Below are 16,968 nucleotides of genomic sequence, written 5' to 3'. Positions count from 1 at the left end.
GGGTCAGGCTCGCCAGGGGGCCGGCACGCGCCGCATACCGCGGCCCGCTGCCGGACCGCCGGCTTCAATCCTCGATTCTTTCCAGTCCTTCCGCGCTGCGGTCTGCGACACCGGCCCATGCGCCTGCCGCCAGCCCCATTGCCGCAACGTCCTCGACGGTGAGCGGCGCGAGATGGGCGCACAACGTACCGATCTCATCCCAGTCGCCGCGCTCCAATGCGGCGACCGTGCTCAGCAACAGCCCCAACACGCCCTCTCGGTGCAGGATCGCGGCCTGGATGGGACGCGACAACGTCAGCACATTCAAGGTGCTTTCGAGCGAGCCGCCGAACACGGCGTCGACGAATGAGAACACGCCAGTCAGGAACGCCGCGTCGGCCTCATCGCGGCCGGCTTCGGGCAGGCGCTCGATCGCCAGTTCCATGAAGCGCGCGCGGGTCGCCGCGAGTTGCAGCAAGGGATCGTCTTCGAGCGCGACCTTGCGGCCGTCCGCATAGAGCAGCAGTTGTGTCCAACGGGCGATGCGGTTGGTGCCGGTGGCATTGATCGCTTCGCGCAACGTCGTCACCTTGTGGCCGACGGCGAGGCCACTCGAATTGGCGAGCTTCATCAGATGCATCACCAGCACCGGGTTCAGCTTGAGTTCAGCTTCGAGCTGCGCGACGGTCGGATCGCCCGAGAGGAGTTGCAGCAGATTCAGCAATGCGTGGCGCGGCGCGCTGACGCGGCGCGTGGTCGAGGTCTGGGCGCGCGCGAAGAAGTAACCCTGGAAGCGATCGAAGCCGAGTCCGTGCGCCGTTTCGAAATCGGCTTGTGCATCGATGCCCGAGGCGACCAGCAGTTTGCCCGCCGACTTGAGCACGCTCGCCAGTTTGGGCAGCAGCGCGCGCGACGCGCGCGTGAAATCGATCTTGACGACTTCGGCGTACGGCAGCAGTTTGGCGAAAGCTTCGTTGGGCTGGGTCACCTCGTCGAGCACGAAGCGATAGCGGCGCCCGTGCAACTGGACGATGCGCGCCACCAGCGCCTCGTCGACCGCGATCGTGGGCGCCAGTTCGAGCATGAAGCGCTCGGCAGGCAACCGCAGGATCGCGTCGTCGAACAGCATCTCGCGGCTCACGTCGACGTAGGCCGGATGCCCGGTCAGCGCACCGCGCACGGCGCCCTGAAGCAAACCGCGAATGATGGCTTGCGCCACGAGTTGCGCCGGATTCGGCGCGCGGCGCGCCGAGACCCCGGCGTCCATCTCGCTGTCCGCGTGCGCGGCGGTCCGCGCGGCTTCCACCATCTCCGCGGTCCACTCCGGTGCACGCACCTTGATCTCATAGCCGCACAGCATGCCGTCCCGATTCAGAATCGGCTGTCGTGCGAAGCTGGCATTCAATTGCGCATCGTCCGTGGCGCCACTCTGGCCCGGTTTCTCGATTGCGATGCTGGTCATTGTGCTCCCCCCGCTGAGCGCCGCCCCGGCGCTTACTTCAGTATTCTGGTTTTCGCTGCGCCGTCAGCGCGGCCCGAGACGTGAAGCCCCTGATGCCCGCGATGCGTCTGGCGATTTTATCTCACGCCGCCATGCGCGGACACGTCCATGAAGCAATATCTCGAAATAATTGGAGACGCGTCCGAAAGAAATCCCGCCCGAAATCGCCGATACTCTTGTGCAGTGCAGAAGCGTTCCAACCGCGTTTAACCATCGAGGAAAACATGGACGTCAAAAGCGTGCTGTCAAATGCCTTCGCGATGCCGATCACCAGTCCGGCATTTCCTATGGGCCCGTACCGGTTCATCGACCGCGAATTTCTGATCATCACCTACCGCACCGATCCCGACAAACTGCGCGCCGTGGTGCCTGAGCCGCTCGAAATCGGCGAGCCGCTGGTCCATTACGAATTCATTCGCATGCCGGACTCGACCGGCTTCGGCGACTACACGGAAAGCGGCCAGGTGATTCCAGTCTCGTACAAGGGCGTCGCGGGCGGCTACACGCTGGCCATGTATCTGGACGACCACCCGCCGATCGCCGGCGGCCGCGAATTGTGGGGATTTCCGAAGAAGCTCGCGAACCCGGTGCTCGCCGTCCACACCGACACGCTGGTCGGCACGCTCGACTACGGCCCGGTGCGCATCGCCACCGGCACGATGGGCTACAAGCACCGGCAACTCGATCTCGCGCAGCAGAAAAAACGCCTCGAAACGCCGAACTTCCTGCTCAAGGTGATTCCGCATGTGGACGGCACGCCGCGCATCTGCGAACTGGTGCGCTACTACCTGCAGGACATCGATCTGAAAGGCGCATGGACCGGTCCGGCCGCGCTCGAACTGGCGCCGCACGCGCTCGCTCCGGTCGCGGCATTGCCGGTGCTGGAGGTCGTGGAGGCGCGCCATCTGATCGCCGATCTGACGCTCGGTCTCGGCGAAGTGGTGTTCGACTATCTCGATCAACCGGAAGCGAACACGCGTTGATCGATCGGCGGTCACGCCGCGCCATTGGCTGGCGCCAACGCTGGTGCTAATGCCTCGCACCTCGAATGCAAACGGCCGCGGCCGTTTGCATTCGCACCATCAGATACAGCGAAAACGCGCGAGGCGCGCGTTACTTCAACACCACCTTCACGTCGAAGTACCTGGCCGCAAAGCGGTCGATCGTGCCGTCCGCCTTCAGTTCCTTCAGCGCCTGGTTCAGCGCGTCTTTCAATGCCTTGTCACCCTTGCGAACGCCGAAGCCGACGCCCGCGCCGAGCAGCTTCTCGTCGGTGACGGCCGGACCGGCAAAGTCGAAGCCGGCGCCCTGCGGCTTCTTCAGGAAGCCTTTCGACGCGGCCTCCGCGTCCTGGAACGCGGCATCGAGACGGCCCGAAGCGAGGTCGGCGTAAATCTGGTCCTGCGTCTGATACGGCACGACGTCCACGCCCGCCGGCGCCCAGCGCGCCTTCGCATAGGTTTCCTGAATCGTGCCCTGCAGCACGCCCACATGCTTGCCCTTGAGCGAAGCTGGCGTCGGCAGCAGGCCGCTGCCCTTCTTTGCGATCATCTGATTCGGGATCGTGTAGATCGGATCGGTGAAATCGATCGCCTGGCGGCGTTGATCCGTGATCGTCATGTCCGAGTTGATGGCGTTGAACTTGCGCGCCTGCAAGGCCGGGATCAGACCGTCGAACGAGTTCTCGACCCACACGCATCTGGCCTTCAGCTTCGCGCACACGGCATTGCCGACGTCGATGTCGAAACCTTGCAGTTCGCCCGACGGCGACTTCGATTCGAACGGCGCATACGACGCCTCGACGCCGAAATGCACTTCCTTGATATCCGCAGCCGATGCGGTGCCGGCCGTGGCCGTTGCCGCCGCGAACAACGCGAGCGCGGCCATGTTTCGCCAATTCATCTTCATTACGGGTGTTCCTCTACGGTATTGAACAAGACGGAGCCGAATCCGGGCAAGCATGATTGCCGCGCCAAAAATGCGATTCAAACTCGTGCGGCCGGCGTGATGCAGCGCAACAGCCGCGAGGCCGCGATTGTACAGGCTGCGTTTGCCGCCCCTGCGGGCGCGCCGCCCGGCGCGTCGTGGAGCGAACGCCGTGAGCCGAAGGTGTGAAGCTGTAAATAAATGTCGCGTTCAGGCAAACCCGCGCGCACGGTCGCGGGCTCCTGTGTGGACTACACGAGCTTCGAGAGCGTGTCCTGCGTCGTTTCGATGACCATCAGGCCGGCGCGCAAACCGGGCTTGACCGTCGCGTTCGGAAACACGAGACGCTCCTCGTCGTGACGCACGACATAGCGATAATCGCCATCGCGCGCGAGCACCGTGTCTTTTGCGAACGGCGTGAAATTCGCGACGTCGGCCGCGACCAGTAATTCGAATGCTTCGCTCTGTTTGGTGATCTGGTCGATTACCGTAAACGCCCTCGGCATATGCGCGCTCACCCCGCCGCGCATGCCGGCCACGAGGTGCCGCACCGCATGATCGGCTCCCGCGAAACGCGTCAGATCGTTCTGCCCGAACGGACGCACCTTGCCGAGTTCCAGCGTGCACGCTTGTGCGCCACATGCCTGCGCGGTGAAATGCGAATACGTGTTGCCTTTGGTGGTGTGCAACAGCACCGCACTGATGCGCGCCTCGCCGAGCCACTCGAACATCGCGCGCGAAAACGGCTTGCCGGTATGTGGCAGCAACGCGAATTGCTCGAAGGCGGACGCGCGGATAGCCGTGTGCATGTCGATATGCCAGCGCGCGCCGGGATCGTCCGGCGCCGCCCCGAAAAACTGCGTGGCGGCGCGCTCCAGCGCCGCCGCACGCGGCGCCTCGCGGCTCTGCGGCACCTGCAGATGACGGCCGCCGAAGAGCCGGTTCAGATCGTCGTCGCGATAACGGCACGCTTCGCGCATTGCGTCGACGTTGCCGAGAATCACCAGCAGGCGGCAGGTCAGCGCCGCGGTGCCATGCGCGATGTCGCGCACGAGAAACGCGAGCAGTTCGATCGGCGCGGTTTCGTCGCCATGCACGCCGGCGGAGACGAGCACACTGCGTATGCCCTCTTCCGGCGCCGCGGGCTCCATCAGCAGTACGCCATCGTCCAGCCACGACCAGCGCACGCCGCCAGCACACGTGCCCTGTGCTTCATGCGCGGCCGGCCGCGTACCGGCCAGCGTATAAGCGAGAAAATCGTCGAGCAGCGAAACCGGCATGCCGCGTTCAGCGCTGGAAGTCATACAGCGAACCCAGGCCGAGAATCTGCGTCAGTTCGTCGAGTGCGGTGCGCGACTCGGCGAGCAGATGCGGATCGGTCAGATCGGCCGGTGCGAGACGGTCGCGATAATGTTTCTCGATCCACGCATCCAGACGGCCGAACAACGCGTCGTCGATCCACACGCCTTGTGTCACCGCCGCGCGTTCCGCGTCGTCGAGCACCACACGCAGACGCAGGCATGCCGGGCCGCCGCCGTTCTTCATGCTTTCGCGCAGATCGAACACCAGCACGTCGTCGATCGGGCCCGTGCGCGCGGTCAGGTCGTCGAGGTAAGCGGCCACGCGCGGGTTTTCGCGGCATTCCTGCGGCACCACCAGCACCTGCTTGCCCTCCGGCCGCGTCAGCAACTGGCTGTTGAACAGATACGAACTGACCGCATCGGCAACGCTCACCTGAGCGTCCGGCACTTCGATCACGTTGAAGCCGGCTTTCAGGCCGGAGAGTTTCGCGCGCAATTCGTCGTACACCGCGTTCTGTTCGACGAACGCAAACTGATGACAGAACAGCGTGTTGCGATTGCCGACCGCGATCACGTCGTTGTGGAACACACCGGCGTCGATCACGTCGGGGTTCTGCTGCGCGTACACCGTGGCCGCGTCGGCGAGGCCATGACGGTGCGCCACCGCGCGGCTCGCCTCGAAGCTTTGACGCGCCGGGAAGCGCTTCGGCTCGGGTCCGCGACGATACTCGCTGCGGCCATACACGAAGAATTCGACGCCACGCGCGCCGTATTCCTCGCAAAAGCGCGTGTGATTCGCCGCGCCTTCGTCGCCGAGCGCGGGCGTGCCGGGCAATGCCTCGTGCACCACGAAACGGTCGGCGTCGTTGAAAATCGTGCGCAACGTGCGGCGCGTCGATTCGTGTTCGATCGCGCGGTGCAGCTTGCTGCACAGATTGGCCGGCGTGAAATGCACGCGGCCGTCGTGCGTATCGGCGGACGGACTCACGGTCGCCGCGTTCGCGGTCCACATTGCCGAAGCCGAACTTGCCGCGGCGAGCAACTCGGGCGCGTCTCGCGCCACGCGCGCGATCACCGTTGCGTCGTCGCCGGAAAAACCGAGCTCGCGCAACAGACGCATCGACGGACGCTCCTGCGGCGGCAACACGCCCTGATGAAAGCCGAGATCGGCCAGTTGCTTCATCTTGCGCAGGCCCTGTTTGGCCGCTGCCTTCGGATTCGCAACCGACTTCTCGTTGTTCTGCGACGCGACGTTGCCGAACGAGAGCCCCGCGTAGTTGTGGGTCGGGCCGACCAGGCCGTCGAAATTGGCTTCAGTGGCTTGCATCGTCGATCCTTAGAATTGAAGGCCCGGCGAGACGCTCGCGGGCATTTGCAGTTGCGCGCTTTCGACGGAAGCCATCGGGAACGCGCAGTAGTCGGCAGCGTAGTACGCGCTCGGCCGGTGATTGCCCGAGCGGCCCGGACCGCCGAACGGCGCGCCCGACGAGGCGCCGTTGGTCGGCCGGTTCCAGTTGACGATGCCCGCGCGGATGGTGCGCTGGAAGTGCACCCAGAGCGCTTCGTCGTCGGCGAGGAGGCCCGCCGAGAGGCCGAACTCGGTGTCGTTGGCCTGTTCCAGCGCTTCGTTAAAGCTGCCGTAGCGGATGATCTGCGCCAAAGGACCGAAGTGTTCTTCGTCCGGCAGATTCGCCACGTTCGTGACGTCGAGAATCGCGGGCGTGACGAAGCCGAGCTTCGGATCGCGTTGCTCCATCTTCAGCAATGCTTTGGCGCCGTCAGCCAGCAAGCGTTCCTGCGCGGCGACGAGACGCGACGCCGCGCGCGCCGAAATCACCGCGCCCATGAACGGTTGCGGATCGGCGTTATATTCGCCGACCGTGATGCGCGAGGTGACTTCGGTGAAGCGCTCCATGAAACGATCGCCGGCTGCGTCGTTCGGCACGAAAATACGGCGCGCACACGTGCAACGCTGGCCTGCCGACAGAAACGCCGACTGGATCGTGTGATGTACAGCGGCATCGACATCGGCCACCGGTCCGATCACGAGCGGATTGTTGCCGCCCATTTCCAGCGCCAGCACGATCTCGGGGCGGCCGCCGAACTGCTTGTGCAGCAATGTTCCGGTATCCGAACTACCTGTGAAGAACAGGCCGTCTATCTGCCGGTGATTCGCCAACGCAATGCCGGTGTCTTTCTCGCCCTGCACGAGGTTCAGCACGCCTGCCGGCAAACCGGCGTCACGCCAGATCTGCACGGTGAGCGCGGCCACGCCGGGCGCGAGTTCGGACGGCTTGAACACGACCGCATTGCCCGCGATCAGCGCCGGCACGATATGGCCGTTCGGCAAATGTCCAGGAAAGTTATACGGCCCGAACACGGCCACCACGCCATGCGGACGATGCCGCAACACGGCCGTGCCGTCCGCCATCGCCGAGCGCTTTTCGCCAGTGCGTTCGTTATAGGCCTGAATCGAAATCTCGACCTTGGCCGCCATCGAAGCGGCTTCCGTGCGCGCTTCCCACAACGGCTTGCCGGTTTCACGGCCGATCGCTTCGGCCAGCGCCTCCTTGCGTTCGGTGACGAGCGCAGCGAAGCGGCGCACTACCGCGCAACGCTCGTCGAGACTCAACGCCGACCAGGCGGCAAACGCACGGCGCGCGCTGCGCACCGCACGGTCCACGTCGTCAGCCGACGCGCTGTTGCCTTCCCACACCGCCGCGCCCGTGCCCGGGTTGTGCGACGCGAATGCGGGTCCTGTGCCGGCGGCCCATTCGCCGCCGATGAAAAGCTCGCTCATGATCATCCCTGTTTGTGTTTCTGCGGCAGCACGCGCACGAGGTCGCCCGCCTTGACGTCGAGTGCCGAGGCCTCGGCCGCGCTCAGGCGGAACACACCGTCCTGCGGCACGCCCGCCACCACGCCGACGCGAAAATCGCCCAACGATGTATTCGATACCATCGACTTCCGCCCATCTTGCGGCGCTCCCGATTCGCCGATTTCGACCGGCACCACCACGCTCTCGCGCACCGTGCGCAAATCGGCGATATGGCATTCGAGCACCGGACCCGCATCGAAGATATCGACGTGATTCTCGTAGCGCAGCCCTTCTGCTTCGAGCATACGGCGCGCCGGAATCGTGTCGCTATGCGTGAGGCCGACGCAGTCCTGCGCCTCTTCCGGCAACAACTCGACATACACCGGATAGCGCGGCATCAGCTCGGCGAGAAACGCCTTGCGGCCGTGCGAACTCAGATAGTCCGCCGCGTTGAAATCGATCTGGTAGAAATGCGAGCCGACCGCGCGCCAGAACGGCGAGCTGCCTTCCGCATCGAAATGGCCGCGCAATTCCGCGCACAGACGCTGCGGAAAGCGCTCGCGAAACTGCGCGAGAAACATGAAGCGCGAACGCGACAGCAAGCCGCCCACGCCGCTCGTGCGATAACGCGGGCTGAGGAACAGCGAGCACACTTCCGCGTAACCCGTCAGGTCGTGCGAGATGTTCAGCGCGCGCATGCGCGTCCAGATCCCGAGATCCTGGCTCGCGTGCACCACCGTGCTCACGCGATAGTTGTAGAACGGCTGTTGCAGGCCTACCGCTGTTTCGATTCCGCACACACCGGCCACGTCGCCGGTATCGGTGTCTTCCATCACGAAGAAGTAGCCGGCTTCATACGGCTCGGCCTTGTCTTCCATCGTGCGGCGCGCGCGTTCCACGCGTGCCGCGAGTGCATCGCGGTCAGGCTTGAAGGTGGTGAGGCCTGGGCCGGTTTCCTGCGCGAGCCGCATCAGCGCGTCCACATCGCCTCGTTGCACAACGCGAACGACGATCATCGTGCCTCTCCCGATTGTTCATCCTGCTGCGACGCGTGCAGCGGCACGCAGCGCACCGTGTCGCCCTCCTCTACGCCGAGCACGGCGCGCGCCGCGTGCGGCAACGGCGCGGCGGCCGCTTTGCCCGCCGCCAGTTCGCCGAGCACGCAGCGGAACTCGCCGTCGGCGGCGTTATGCGCGATCAGATACGTCGAGCCGTTAGCGGCCGCATCGTTCTCATGCACCACGCGCGTTTCGTTGCGCGTGACACAGGCGCTGCGATCCACTTGTGCGGTCAGCACCGGACCCGCGTCGAAAATGTCGACATAGCGATCGGTCTCGAAGCCTTCTTCGAGATGAATGTCATACGCGAGCAAGGCCTTCGAATCCGGCTCGCCGAGCACACGCTGCGCCGCCTCCGGCAGCAACGGCACATAGATGGGATAGGTGGGCATTACTTCGGCGATAAACGTGCGGCTGCGGCCACCCGATTCGATTTCGATGTCCGCGAAGTCGCGGCCGAAGAACTTGCGCCCCACCGCTTCCCAGAATGGCGAAACGCCGTTCTCGTCGGTGACGCCGAGCAGCAGCGAAAACACCTCGGACGTGAAGCGCTTGCGATTGGCGGCGATATACATCATCCGTGCGCGCGACATCAGATGCGCGGCGGCGTCGCCCCGCAGCGACGGATCGATGTAATAGCCGGCGAGGCGGCTCTTGCCGGTTAGCTCATGCGACATGGTCAGCGCGTGAATCTTGCGATTCACATGCAGTTCGCGCGATGCGTGAATCAGCGCGTCGTTGCGAAACGCGTAGAACGGGTCCGAGTAACCGGCTGCGGCGACGATGCTCGCCGTACCCATCAGCTTGCCGCTTGACGCATCTTCGAGCACGAACAGATAGAACTCCTCGCCCGGAAAATCGACCTCCGCGCGAAACGAGTCTTCCGACAATGCGACGCGCGCTTCGAGCGCACGCCGGTCGTGCGGCAGGGAATGCAGCACCGGTTGCGCGGTGCGCGCCATATGCTCGAGCGCATCGAGATCGGCGAGGCGGCCTGGGCGTACGAAGAGCATCATCGTTCCTGTTGAATGTGACGCGTGATCAATGCTGTGGCTCAGTGCGACGCCGCTTCGGCCTTCGCGCCGACAATGCCCTCGATCGCCCTGGTCAGACGCGCGAAGCCTTCGTTCATATCGTCGAGCGGCATGATCAGCGACGGCACGAACCGCAGCACGTCAGGACCGGCCATCAGCATGATCACGCCATGCTGGCCGGCGGCGGTAACGAAATCTTTCGCGCGGCCCTTGAATGCGGCGGTCAGTTCCGCACCGATCAGCAGCCCACGGCCGCGCACTTCCGTGAACAGGCCAAAGCGTTCGTTCAGCTTCGCCAGATGGCCTTTCAGCGCTTCACTGCGCGAACCCACGCCTTCGAGCAGCTTCGGATCACTGATCAGCTCGACCACCTTTTCGGCGATCGCCGCGCCCAGCGGATTGCCGCCGTATGTCGTGCCATGCACGCCGACCTTGAAATACGCGGCCAGTTCGTTGGTGGTCAGCATCGCGCCGATCGGGAAGCCGTTGCCGAGCGCCTTGGCCGTGGTCAGGATGTCCGGGGTCACGCCGGTTTCCTGGTACGCGTAGAAATAGCCGCTGCGGCCCACACCCGTTTGTACCTCGTCAAAAATCAGCAGTGCGCCGTGCTGATCGCAGGCTTCGCGCAGCGCCTTGAGGAACGCCGGATCCGCCGGGATCACGCCGCCTTCGCCCTGAATCGGCTCGACGATCACCGCGCAGGTTTGCGCGCCGATGGCTTTTTTCGCCGCTTCGATGTCGTTGTACGGCAAGTGGGTGATGCCGGCCGGCACCGGGCCGAAGCCTTCCGAATACTTCGGCTGCCCGCCGACGCTCACCGTGAAAAACGTGCGGCCGTGGAACGACTGCGTAAACGAGACGATTTCGAATTTATCCGCGCCGTGGCGATCGAACGCGACGCGGCGCGCCAGCTTCAACGCGGCTTCATTCGCTTCCGCACCCGAGTTGGCGAAGAATGCGCGGTCGGCGAACGTCAGCTCTTCGAGGCGTTTGGCCAGACGCAGCACCGGCTCGTTGGTGTAGCCATTGCCGATATGCCACAGCTTGCCGCCCTGCTCGTGCAGCACTTTCAGCAGTTCGGGATGCCCATGACCGAGCGCGGTGACAGCGATGCCGCCGGCGAAGTCGATATAGTCGCGGCCCTGCGTATCCCAGACGCGTGAGCCGAGACCGCGGTCCGGCACGAAGGCGGCGGGAGAAAACACCGGCACCATGACTTCGTCGAAGGTCTGGCGTGTCACTGTCAGGTCGTTCATGGCAAATCCTCGTTACAGGTGAGAGGTGATACAGCTAGTGTAGGTAACGGCGCGCAATACGTCTTGCGCATACGCGACGCTTTCTATGAGGTTCCACGCGAACGGGCGGCATTTTGCGCGGGCTGTGCCGCCAGCCCCCGACCACGCCTCTTTGCGTAGATCAGCCTCTGCCCGGCGCCGCTTCATCTCGTGCTTCGGAGCGCGCCTCGGCAAAGCTTCCGCGCAGCCTCGGCAAAGCCTCAATCCGCCTGATCCGGCCGCTCGATCAGCGCGCCCGGCCGCGGCTCGCTGGCCGCGGCGCCGCTCGCGCCGGTCTGCCTGTCGATCCAGTTACGACGATCCTCGCGCGGTGTGACACCAAAGCGTTCGCGGTACGCATTCGAAAAGTGCGCCGCCGACGAAAACCCGCAAGCCAGACTGATCTGCACCACCGATTTGCTGGTGCGCTGCAATTGCGTGCGCGCTTTCGAAAGCCGCAGCCCCAGGTAGTATTTGGACGGCATCGAGCCGAGATACTGGCGAAACAGACGTTCCAACTGCCGCCGCGACACGCCGACCAGACCCGCGATCTCATCGGTGGTAAGCGGATCCTCGATATTCGCTTCCATCAGCAGCAATGCGTCGTTCAGACGCGGGTGGCGCTCGCCCGGCGCGGTCACGAACGGAATACGCTGACGCTCCTCACCCGCGCGCAATGCGCCCACGCCGAGCGTGTCGGCAATGCGATCCGCGAGTTCGGGACCGTGCTCGCGGCCGATCATCGCCAGCATGAAGTCGACGGTTGCCTGACCGCCCGCGCAGGTCGCGCGATCGCGGTCGATTTCGAAGATCTGTTGCGTGACGATGGAGCGTTCGAACTGCTCGGAGAACTGCTGATAGGTTTCCCAGTTGACGCTCACGCGGTAGCCGGACAACTGCCCGGCCATAGCGAGCCACCATACGCCGTGGTGAATCCCGGTGACGAGCGGCGTGCGCTGGCCGACGCGCGACAGGCTGGCCAGAAAGAGGCGATAGTCGGCGAACTGCTGGAACCGCTCGCTGACGATGATCAGCCAGTCGCAGGAGATCGCATCGCCGAAGGCGGCGTCGGCGGCCCAGTGCGCGCCGCCCGAAAGCGGCACCGCGCGGCCGTCCCACGAACACACCTGCACGCGGTACAGCGCGCGGCCGTCGATTTCATTGGCGAGATTGAGCGCATCGACAATCGGCCCGACGCCCGACATGGACACGGGCGGCAACGCGACGATGGCGACTTGCGTGGTGCGAGCAGGGCTGGACGTGCGGGCCATCGCTGACGGGATCAAACGCTACGGCGCGAGCCGCGCGTTACTTCAGGCTGCCGGACAGGAACTGCTTGAGCCGTTCGCTGCGCGGCGCGCTCAGGACTTCCGCGGGCAAGCCCTCTTCTTCGGTGCGGCCTTGATGCAGGAACATCACATGGTTCGACACGTTGCGCGCGAAACCCATTTCGTGCGTGACGACGATCATCGTGCGGCCTTCTTCGGCGAGCTTCTGCATGACCTTCAGCACTTCACCGACCAGTTCGGGGTCGAGCGCGGAAGTCGGCTCGTCGAACAGCATGACGTCGGGGTTCATGGCGAGCGCGCGGGCAATCGCCACACGCTGCTGCTGACCGCCCGACAGATGCGACGGATACTGCTTTTCGAGGCGCGGCGCGAGGCCGACCTTCTCGAGGTACTCACGCGCGCGCTCTTCCGCTTCGCGCCGCGGCAAGCCGAGCACATGAATCGGCGCTTCGACGATGTTCTCGATCACGTTCATGTGCGCCCACAGGTTGAAGTGCTGGAACACCATCGCGAGCTTCGTGCGGATGCGCTGCAACTGCTTGTGATCCGCGACTTCGAGATTGCCGGCGCGATCGGTTTTCGTCTTCACCGCTTCGCCGTCCACGACGATCTGCCCGGCGTTCGGCCGTTCGAGAAAATTGATGCAGCGCAGGAAGGTGCTCTTGCCCGACCCGCTCGCGCCGATGATGCTGATCACGTCGCCCTTGTTCGCGTTGAGCGACACGCCCTTGAGCACTTCGTTGTCGCCGTAGCGCTTATGGATGTCCTGTACGGCGAGCTTGCAAGCTTCGGTTTGAGTCGTGTGGAGCAAGATGCTCTCCCTTTGAAAATACGGATCGATCTTCATGACGGCGCCCGCGCAAACCGCCGCCCACTGCCAACACGGCGCGTCTCAATGCGTGCGCACCGCGAGATATCCCAGCCAATGACGCTCGGCGCGGCGAAACAGCGCCACCAGCGCGAACGACACCACCAGGTAAATCAGCGCCGCGAGGCCAAACGCGTCGAACGACTGGTAAGTGGCCGAATTCGCGTCGCGCGCCACTTTCAGGATGTCCGGCACCGTGGCCGTGAAGGCGACCGTGGTGGCATGCAGCATCAGGATCACTTCGTTACTGTACAACGGCAAGGCCCGGCGCAGCGCGGACGGTATCACAATGCGGCGGTACATCGTGAACCAGCTCATGCCGTAGGCGCGCGCCGCTTCCACTTCGCCGTGCGAGGTCGAACGGATCGCGCCGGCGAAAATCTCCGTGGTGTACGCACAGGTGTTCAATGCGAAGGCGAGAATCGCACAGTGAAAACCGCTGCGGAAAAACGCGTCCAGCAATTGCTGCGAGCGCACGAATTCGAGGCTGTACATGCCCGTATAGATCAGCAGCAGTTGCACGTACAGCGGCGTGCCGCGAAACACGTAAGTGTAAAGACGCACGGGCGTGGAGAGCCAGCGCTTCTTCGACACGCGCGCCACCGCCAGCGGAATCGCCGCGCAGAAACCGATCCCGACCGACGCCACCAGCAGCCACAGCGTGACCGCGAGACCCGACATGCGCTGGCCGTCCCAGTAGAGGAACGCGCGCCAGAATTGATTGAGGATATCGATCATGGTCTCAGAGCTCCGCGTGCCGCACGCCGATCGAATAGCGCTTTTCCAGCCAGATCAGCACGAGATTCGACACGGTCGTGATCGCCAGATAGATCAGCGCGGCGATCAGGATGAAGAAGAACATGTTGAAGGTGCTTTTGCCGGCGTCCTGCGCGGCTTTGACCACGTCGGCGAGACCGATGATCGACACCAGCGCGGTGGCCTTCACCAGCACCTGCCAGTTGTTGCCGATGCCCGGCAGCGCGAAACGCATCATCTGCGGGAACAGGATGCGCGTGAACACGCGAGCGCCGCTCATGCCGTACGCACTGCCCGCTTCGAGCTGGCCGCGCGGCACGGCCAGAAACGCGCCGCGGAAAGTCTCGGTGAAGTACGCGCCATAAATGAAGCCGAGTGTCAGCACGCCGGCCACGAACGGATCGATATCGAACTGCGGCAGATTCAGCGCGTCAGTGAGATCGTTGACCGCGATCTGGATGCTGTAGAACAGCAGCAGCATCAGAACGAGGTCGGGCACCGAGCGGATCAGCGTCGTATAGCCGGTTGCGATTGCGCGCAGCGGGCGGTTGAACGAGAGTTTCGCCGCCGCGCCCGCGAGGCCGAGCAGCACGGCGGCCGCCAGCGACAGGACGGACAGCTCGATCGTCTGGATCGTGCCCGCCAGCAGCACCGGACCAAAGCCATATAGGAACACGCGCGTCTCCATCCAGGTTGTTTGAGGATGTGCCGGACGGCGTCGGCTCGTGTCAGCCCCACTCGTCCGGCATGGCGCGGAGTCTCGCAAGCGAAAATTAAATTCTCAAAGGCGCGGGGGAGTTTTGCTGCGATGCAGCAGAGCGTGCTTTAGCGCTGTGCGCGGCTTGCAGGGCTTGGTTTTGCGGGGAAATCGGGTTTGCAACGCGGCTGCCGCACGGTAAGCGCTGCCGCGTTTTAGCAAGTTTCGGGTCGCTTTTTCGATAGACGGCGGGCGCTCGGAACGCCCTAATCGACCCCCAACCTTGCCCGAATCGCCGGCAGCATATGTTCCACCGCCGCGCGCCCTTCCTCGATGGCCGGCGCCGCGCGGTGAAAGTCGAAAATCCCCATGCCGCCCAGGCGCGGCTGAATCAGGATGTCCGCCGGTTCGCCCGCCAGACGGCTGCGCGTGATCCGCACCTGCATGATGTCGATACTCTGCGCGATCGAACTCAGCATGGACGGCACGCGTGCGCTCGGCGCGGGCGGCACGCGCACGTCGTCCGTGGCGCGCCCTTCGGCGGGCGCGAGCCAGCGCGGCCAGGGCTTGCCGTTGCGGCGCAGCGCGACCGCCTGCGGCGCCGCCGGATCGATGGCCGGCGTATCGACCACCGCGCCGCCGAAATCGCGGCCGTTCAGAATATCGTTGTTCAGATCGACGGCGATCACGCAGTCCGCGCGCATGCCGCGCGCCACCGAAACCGGCACCGGGTTGCTCAGGCCGCCGTCCACCAGCCAGACGCCGTTGTGCCACACGGGCGTGAAAATGCCGGGAATCGCAATCGAGGCGCGTACCGCCTCAACCACGCTGCCGTCCTGCAACCAGCTTTCACGGCCTGAATCGAGTTCAGTGGCGACCGCTGCGAACGGCATGTTCAACTGGGCGATCGAACGGCCGTCGAACTTGTCGGCGAACAGCTGGATCACCTTGCGTCCGCCGAGCAGGCCGCCGGAAAAGCGCAGATCGAGCAGGCGCACGACCGTCTGCCACGTGAGCCGCGAGACCCACTCCTCGAGCCAGTCGAGGTCGCCGTTTGCGTAAACCGCGCCCACCAGCGCGCCGATCGACGTGCCGCAGACCACGTCGGGCCTGATGCCCGCATCGTGCAGCGCGCGAATCGCGCCGATATGCGCCCAGCCGCGCGCGGCGCCGCCCCCCAACACCAGCCCGATCCGGCTGTATCGACGTCGACGTATCATCTTCTTCCCCGCTTTCTATCTTCTATCGCCCACGATTCACGTCGGAACGCGATGTCGTGTACACCTTCTGATACTGGTCGAAATGCACGTTGAAAATCCCTTCTTCGGTCACGCCGCCTTCGCGCCACTTCCAGCTCCACACCGTCTCCGGCTTGAGCGGAAACACCGCGACCTGACCGGGCTTGCCGAGCAGGCGGCGCACTTCGTCCTCGCTCATGCCGATGCGGATCTTCGCGAAGTTGGCCGCCGTCAGCACCTGGGTGATGGCCTGCAATTTACCGTCGCGATCGATGTCGACCATGTATGTATTCAGGCCTTGCGGGCCGCGCGGATATTCAAAGCGTTTCGAGCCGTCGGTGAAGGTGCGCTCGGTTTCCGGCTTGCCCATCTGGCCGCGGATCTGCGCTTCGGTCGTGACGCCCGGCGTCATGTCCTTGAGCAATAAAGCGTCCGGTTTGACGGCATTGAAGAATTCCTTGAGTTTTTGCACGGCGCGCTCGCTCTGTTGGTCGTCGCAACCGGTCAGCGCAACGCACGTGGCCAGCATGGCGACAGTCAGCAATTTCAGGCTCACAGCGAATTTCCTCTACGGATGCAGGCCGCGAACGCCTGCATCCCGTTGTGTAGTGTCTACTACAGGATAACCGCGCACGGGCAAAACCGCGAGCGGGCGCGGCACGGCGTGTGCGCCGTCGAACAACGCGGTAGCGGTAGCGAAGGCCGAGATGGCGAAGGCAGAGGCGGCGGAGGCGGAGGCGGTGCGAGGCCACGCGGCGAACCACGTGAAAACCGGCGCCACAAGCAAAAAAGCGACGCTGTGCAAAGCGTCGCCAGGTCGGCCGATACGGTCGGTGAAAGCGGCCATCTGGCCGCCTGGAAAAGAAGCACCGCGGACGACGCGCAGCGGTCTGGTCCCGGACGAAGCAGTGAGCAACCTTGGCTGCTCACCTCGCGCTATCGCCGGAATGGCAAACCGCTGCTTGATTGGCCGCCCTGGTCCCTCGATAAGCCTTCCAAGTGCAGCTAATCTAAACGGATTGGCCGATTTAGACGAGAGCGCGTTTACACCGAATCGGCAGATGATTCGCCGGTGGTAGCCACGGCTTCAGACCGGCGCCGACGTCGCAACCGCCTCACGCGCAATCGACTCGAAGGCCGAGCGCCCCGCCGCCTGCAACATCTAAGGCTCGGCGCGCAGCAATGCTGACGCCGCAAGCGCCGCAACGCCAGACGTTCTGGACAACGTA

Annotated in this window: 15 protein-coding genes; 1 reads left to right on the top strand and 14 read right to left on the bottom strand. The window is 64.3% G+C overall.

Annotated features, from left to right (window positions below; all coding sequences use genetic code 11):
• Positions 1-64: 64 nt before the first annotated feature.
• Positions 65-1,441 (bottom strand): EAL and HDOD domain-containing protein, encoded by a 1,377-nt coding sequence (locus NE850_RS16800; RefSeq protein WP_007182383.1) that lies wholly within the window; start codon positions 1,439-1,441, stop codon positions 65-67.
• A 263-nt stretch (positions 1,442-1,704) separates the two neighbouring features.
• Here NE850_RS16800 and NE850_RS16795 point away from each other — a divergent pair, with 263 nt between their 5' ends.
• Positions 1,705-2,463 carry an acetoacetate decarboxylase gene (locus tag NE850_RS16795; protein WP_007182384.1) on the top strand — a complete coding sequence of 253 codons (759 nt, stop codon included), beginning with the start codon at positions 1,705-1,707 and terminating at the stop codon, positions 2,461-2,463.
• Positions 2,464-2,593: 130 nt separating this feature from the next.
• On the opposite strand, the gene NE850_RS16790 is transcribed toward NE850_RS16795, so the two are convergent.
• The 13 genes from NE850_RS16790 to NE850_RS16730 form a co-directional block, all read right to left on the bottom strand.
• Complete coding sequence (locus NE850_RS16790; RefSeq protein WP_007182385.1) at positions 2,594-3,388, bottom strand: ABC transporter substrate-binding protein; 795 nt, start codon at positions 3,386-3,388, stop codon at positions 2,594-2,596.
• Positions 3,389-3,657: 269 nt separating this feature from the next.
• Positions 3,658-4,710 (bottom strand): succinylglutamate desuccinylase, encoded by a 1,053-nt coding sequence (gene astE, locus NE850_RS16785; protein ID WP_232064132.1) that lies wholly within the window; start codon positions 4,708-4,710, stop codon positions 3,658-3,660.
• Positions 4,694-6,034, bottom strand: coding sequence for an N-succinylarginine dihydrolase (astB, locus tag NE850_RS16780; RefSeq protein ID WP_007182387.1), 1,341 nt, complete (start codon positions 6,032-6,034; stop codon positions 4,694-4,696). The genes astE and astB overlap by 17 nt, the downstream gene beginning before the upstream one ends.
• Before the next feature lie 9 nt (positions 6,035-6,043).
• A complete protein-coding gene (gene astD, locus NE850_RS16775; RefSeq protein WP_007182388.1) occupies positions 6,044-7,507 on the bottom strand; it encodes a succinylglutamate-semialdehyde dehydrogenase in 1,464 nt (487 codons plus the stop codon).
• Between the two features lie 2 nt (positions 7,508-7,509).
• A complete protein-coding gene (gene astA, locus NE850_RS16770; protein WP_165185569.1) occupies positions 7,510-8,541 on the bottom strand; it encodes an arginine N-succinyltransferase in 1,032 nt (343 codons plus the stop codon).
• Positions 8,538-9,596: an arginine/ornithine succinyltransferase subunit alpha gene (aruF, locus tag NE850_RS16765; protein WP_007182390.1), complete on the bottom strand. Its 1,059-nt coding sequence runs from the start codon at positions 9,594-9,596 to the stop codon at positions 8,538-8,540. The genes astA and aruF overlap by 4 nt, the downstream gene beginning before the upstream one ends.
• A 41-nt stretch (positions 9,597-9,637) precedes the next feature.
• The gene (locus NE850_RS16760; RefSeq protein ID WP_007182391.1) at positions 9,638-10,873 is read right to left on the bottom strand and encodes an aspartate aminotransferase family protein; all 1,236 of its coding nucleotides are present in this window, start codon (positions 10,871-10,873) and stop codon (positions 9,638-9,640) included.
• A gap of 239 nt (positions 10,874-11,112) precedes the next feature.
• Positions 11,113-12,162 (bottom strand): GlxA family transcriptional regulator, encoded by a 1,050-nt coding sequence (locus NE850_RS16755; RefSeq protein ID WP_007182392.1) that lies wholly within the window; start codon positions 12,160-12,162, stop codon positions 11,113-11,115.
• Positions 12,163-12,199: 37 nt separating this feature from the next.
• Positions 12,200-13,027 carry an ABC transporter ATP-binding protein gene (locus tag NE850_RS16750; RefSeq protein ID WP_007182393.1) on the bottom strand — a complete coding sequence of 276 codons (828 nt, stop codon included), beginning with the start codon at positions 13,025-13,027 and terminating at the stop codon, positions 12,200-12,202.
• A gap of 45 nt (positions 13,028-13,072) precedes the next feature.
• Complete coding sequence (locus tag NE850_RS16745) at positions 13,073-13,786, bottom strand: ABC transporter permease (protein ID WP_007182394.1); 714 nt, start codon at positions 13,784-13,786, stop codon at positions 13,073-13,075.
• A 4-nt stretch (positions 13,787-13,790) separates the two neighbouring features.
• On the bottom strand, positions 13,791-14,480 hold the full coding sequence (locus tag NE850_RS16740; protein ID WP_007182395.1) for an ABC transporter permease: 690 nt from the start codon (positions 14,478-14,480) through the stop codon (positions 13,791-13,793).
• A 287-nt stretch (positions 14,481-14,767) separates the two neighbouring features.
• Entirely contained in the window at positions 14,768-15,721 is a 954-nt protein-coding gene (locus NE850_RS16735; RefSeq protein WP_007182396.1) for a patatin-like phospholipase family protein, read from the bottom strand.
• A gap of 22 nt (positions 15,722-15,743) precedes the next feature.
• The gene (locus NE850_RS16730; protein WP_007182397.1) at positions 15,744-16,295 is read right to left on the bottom strand and encodes a hypothetical protein; all 552 of its coding nucleotides are present in this window, start codon (positions 16,293-16,295) and stop codon (positions 15,744-15,746) included.
• Positions 16,296-16,968 lie beyond the last annotated feature (673 nt).

It is taken from the genome of Paraburkholderia sp. USG1 (assembly GCF_031570135.1).
GTDB classification, from domain to species: domain Bacteria; phylum Pseudomonadota; class Gammaproteobacteria; order Burkholderiales; family Burkholderiaceae; genus Paraburkholderia; species Paraburkholderia dioscoreae.
Note: the sequence above shows the minus strand (reverse complement) of the source record. Positions and strands in the feature narration are given on the sequence as shown.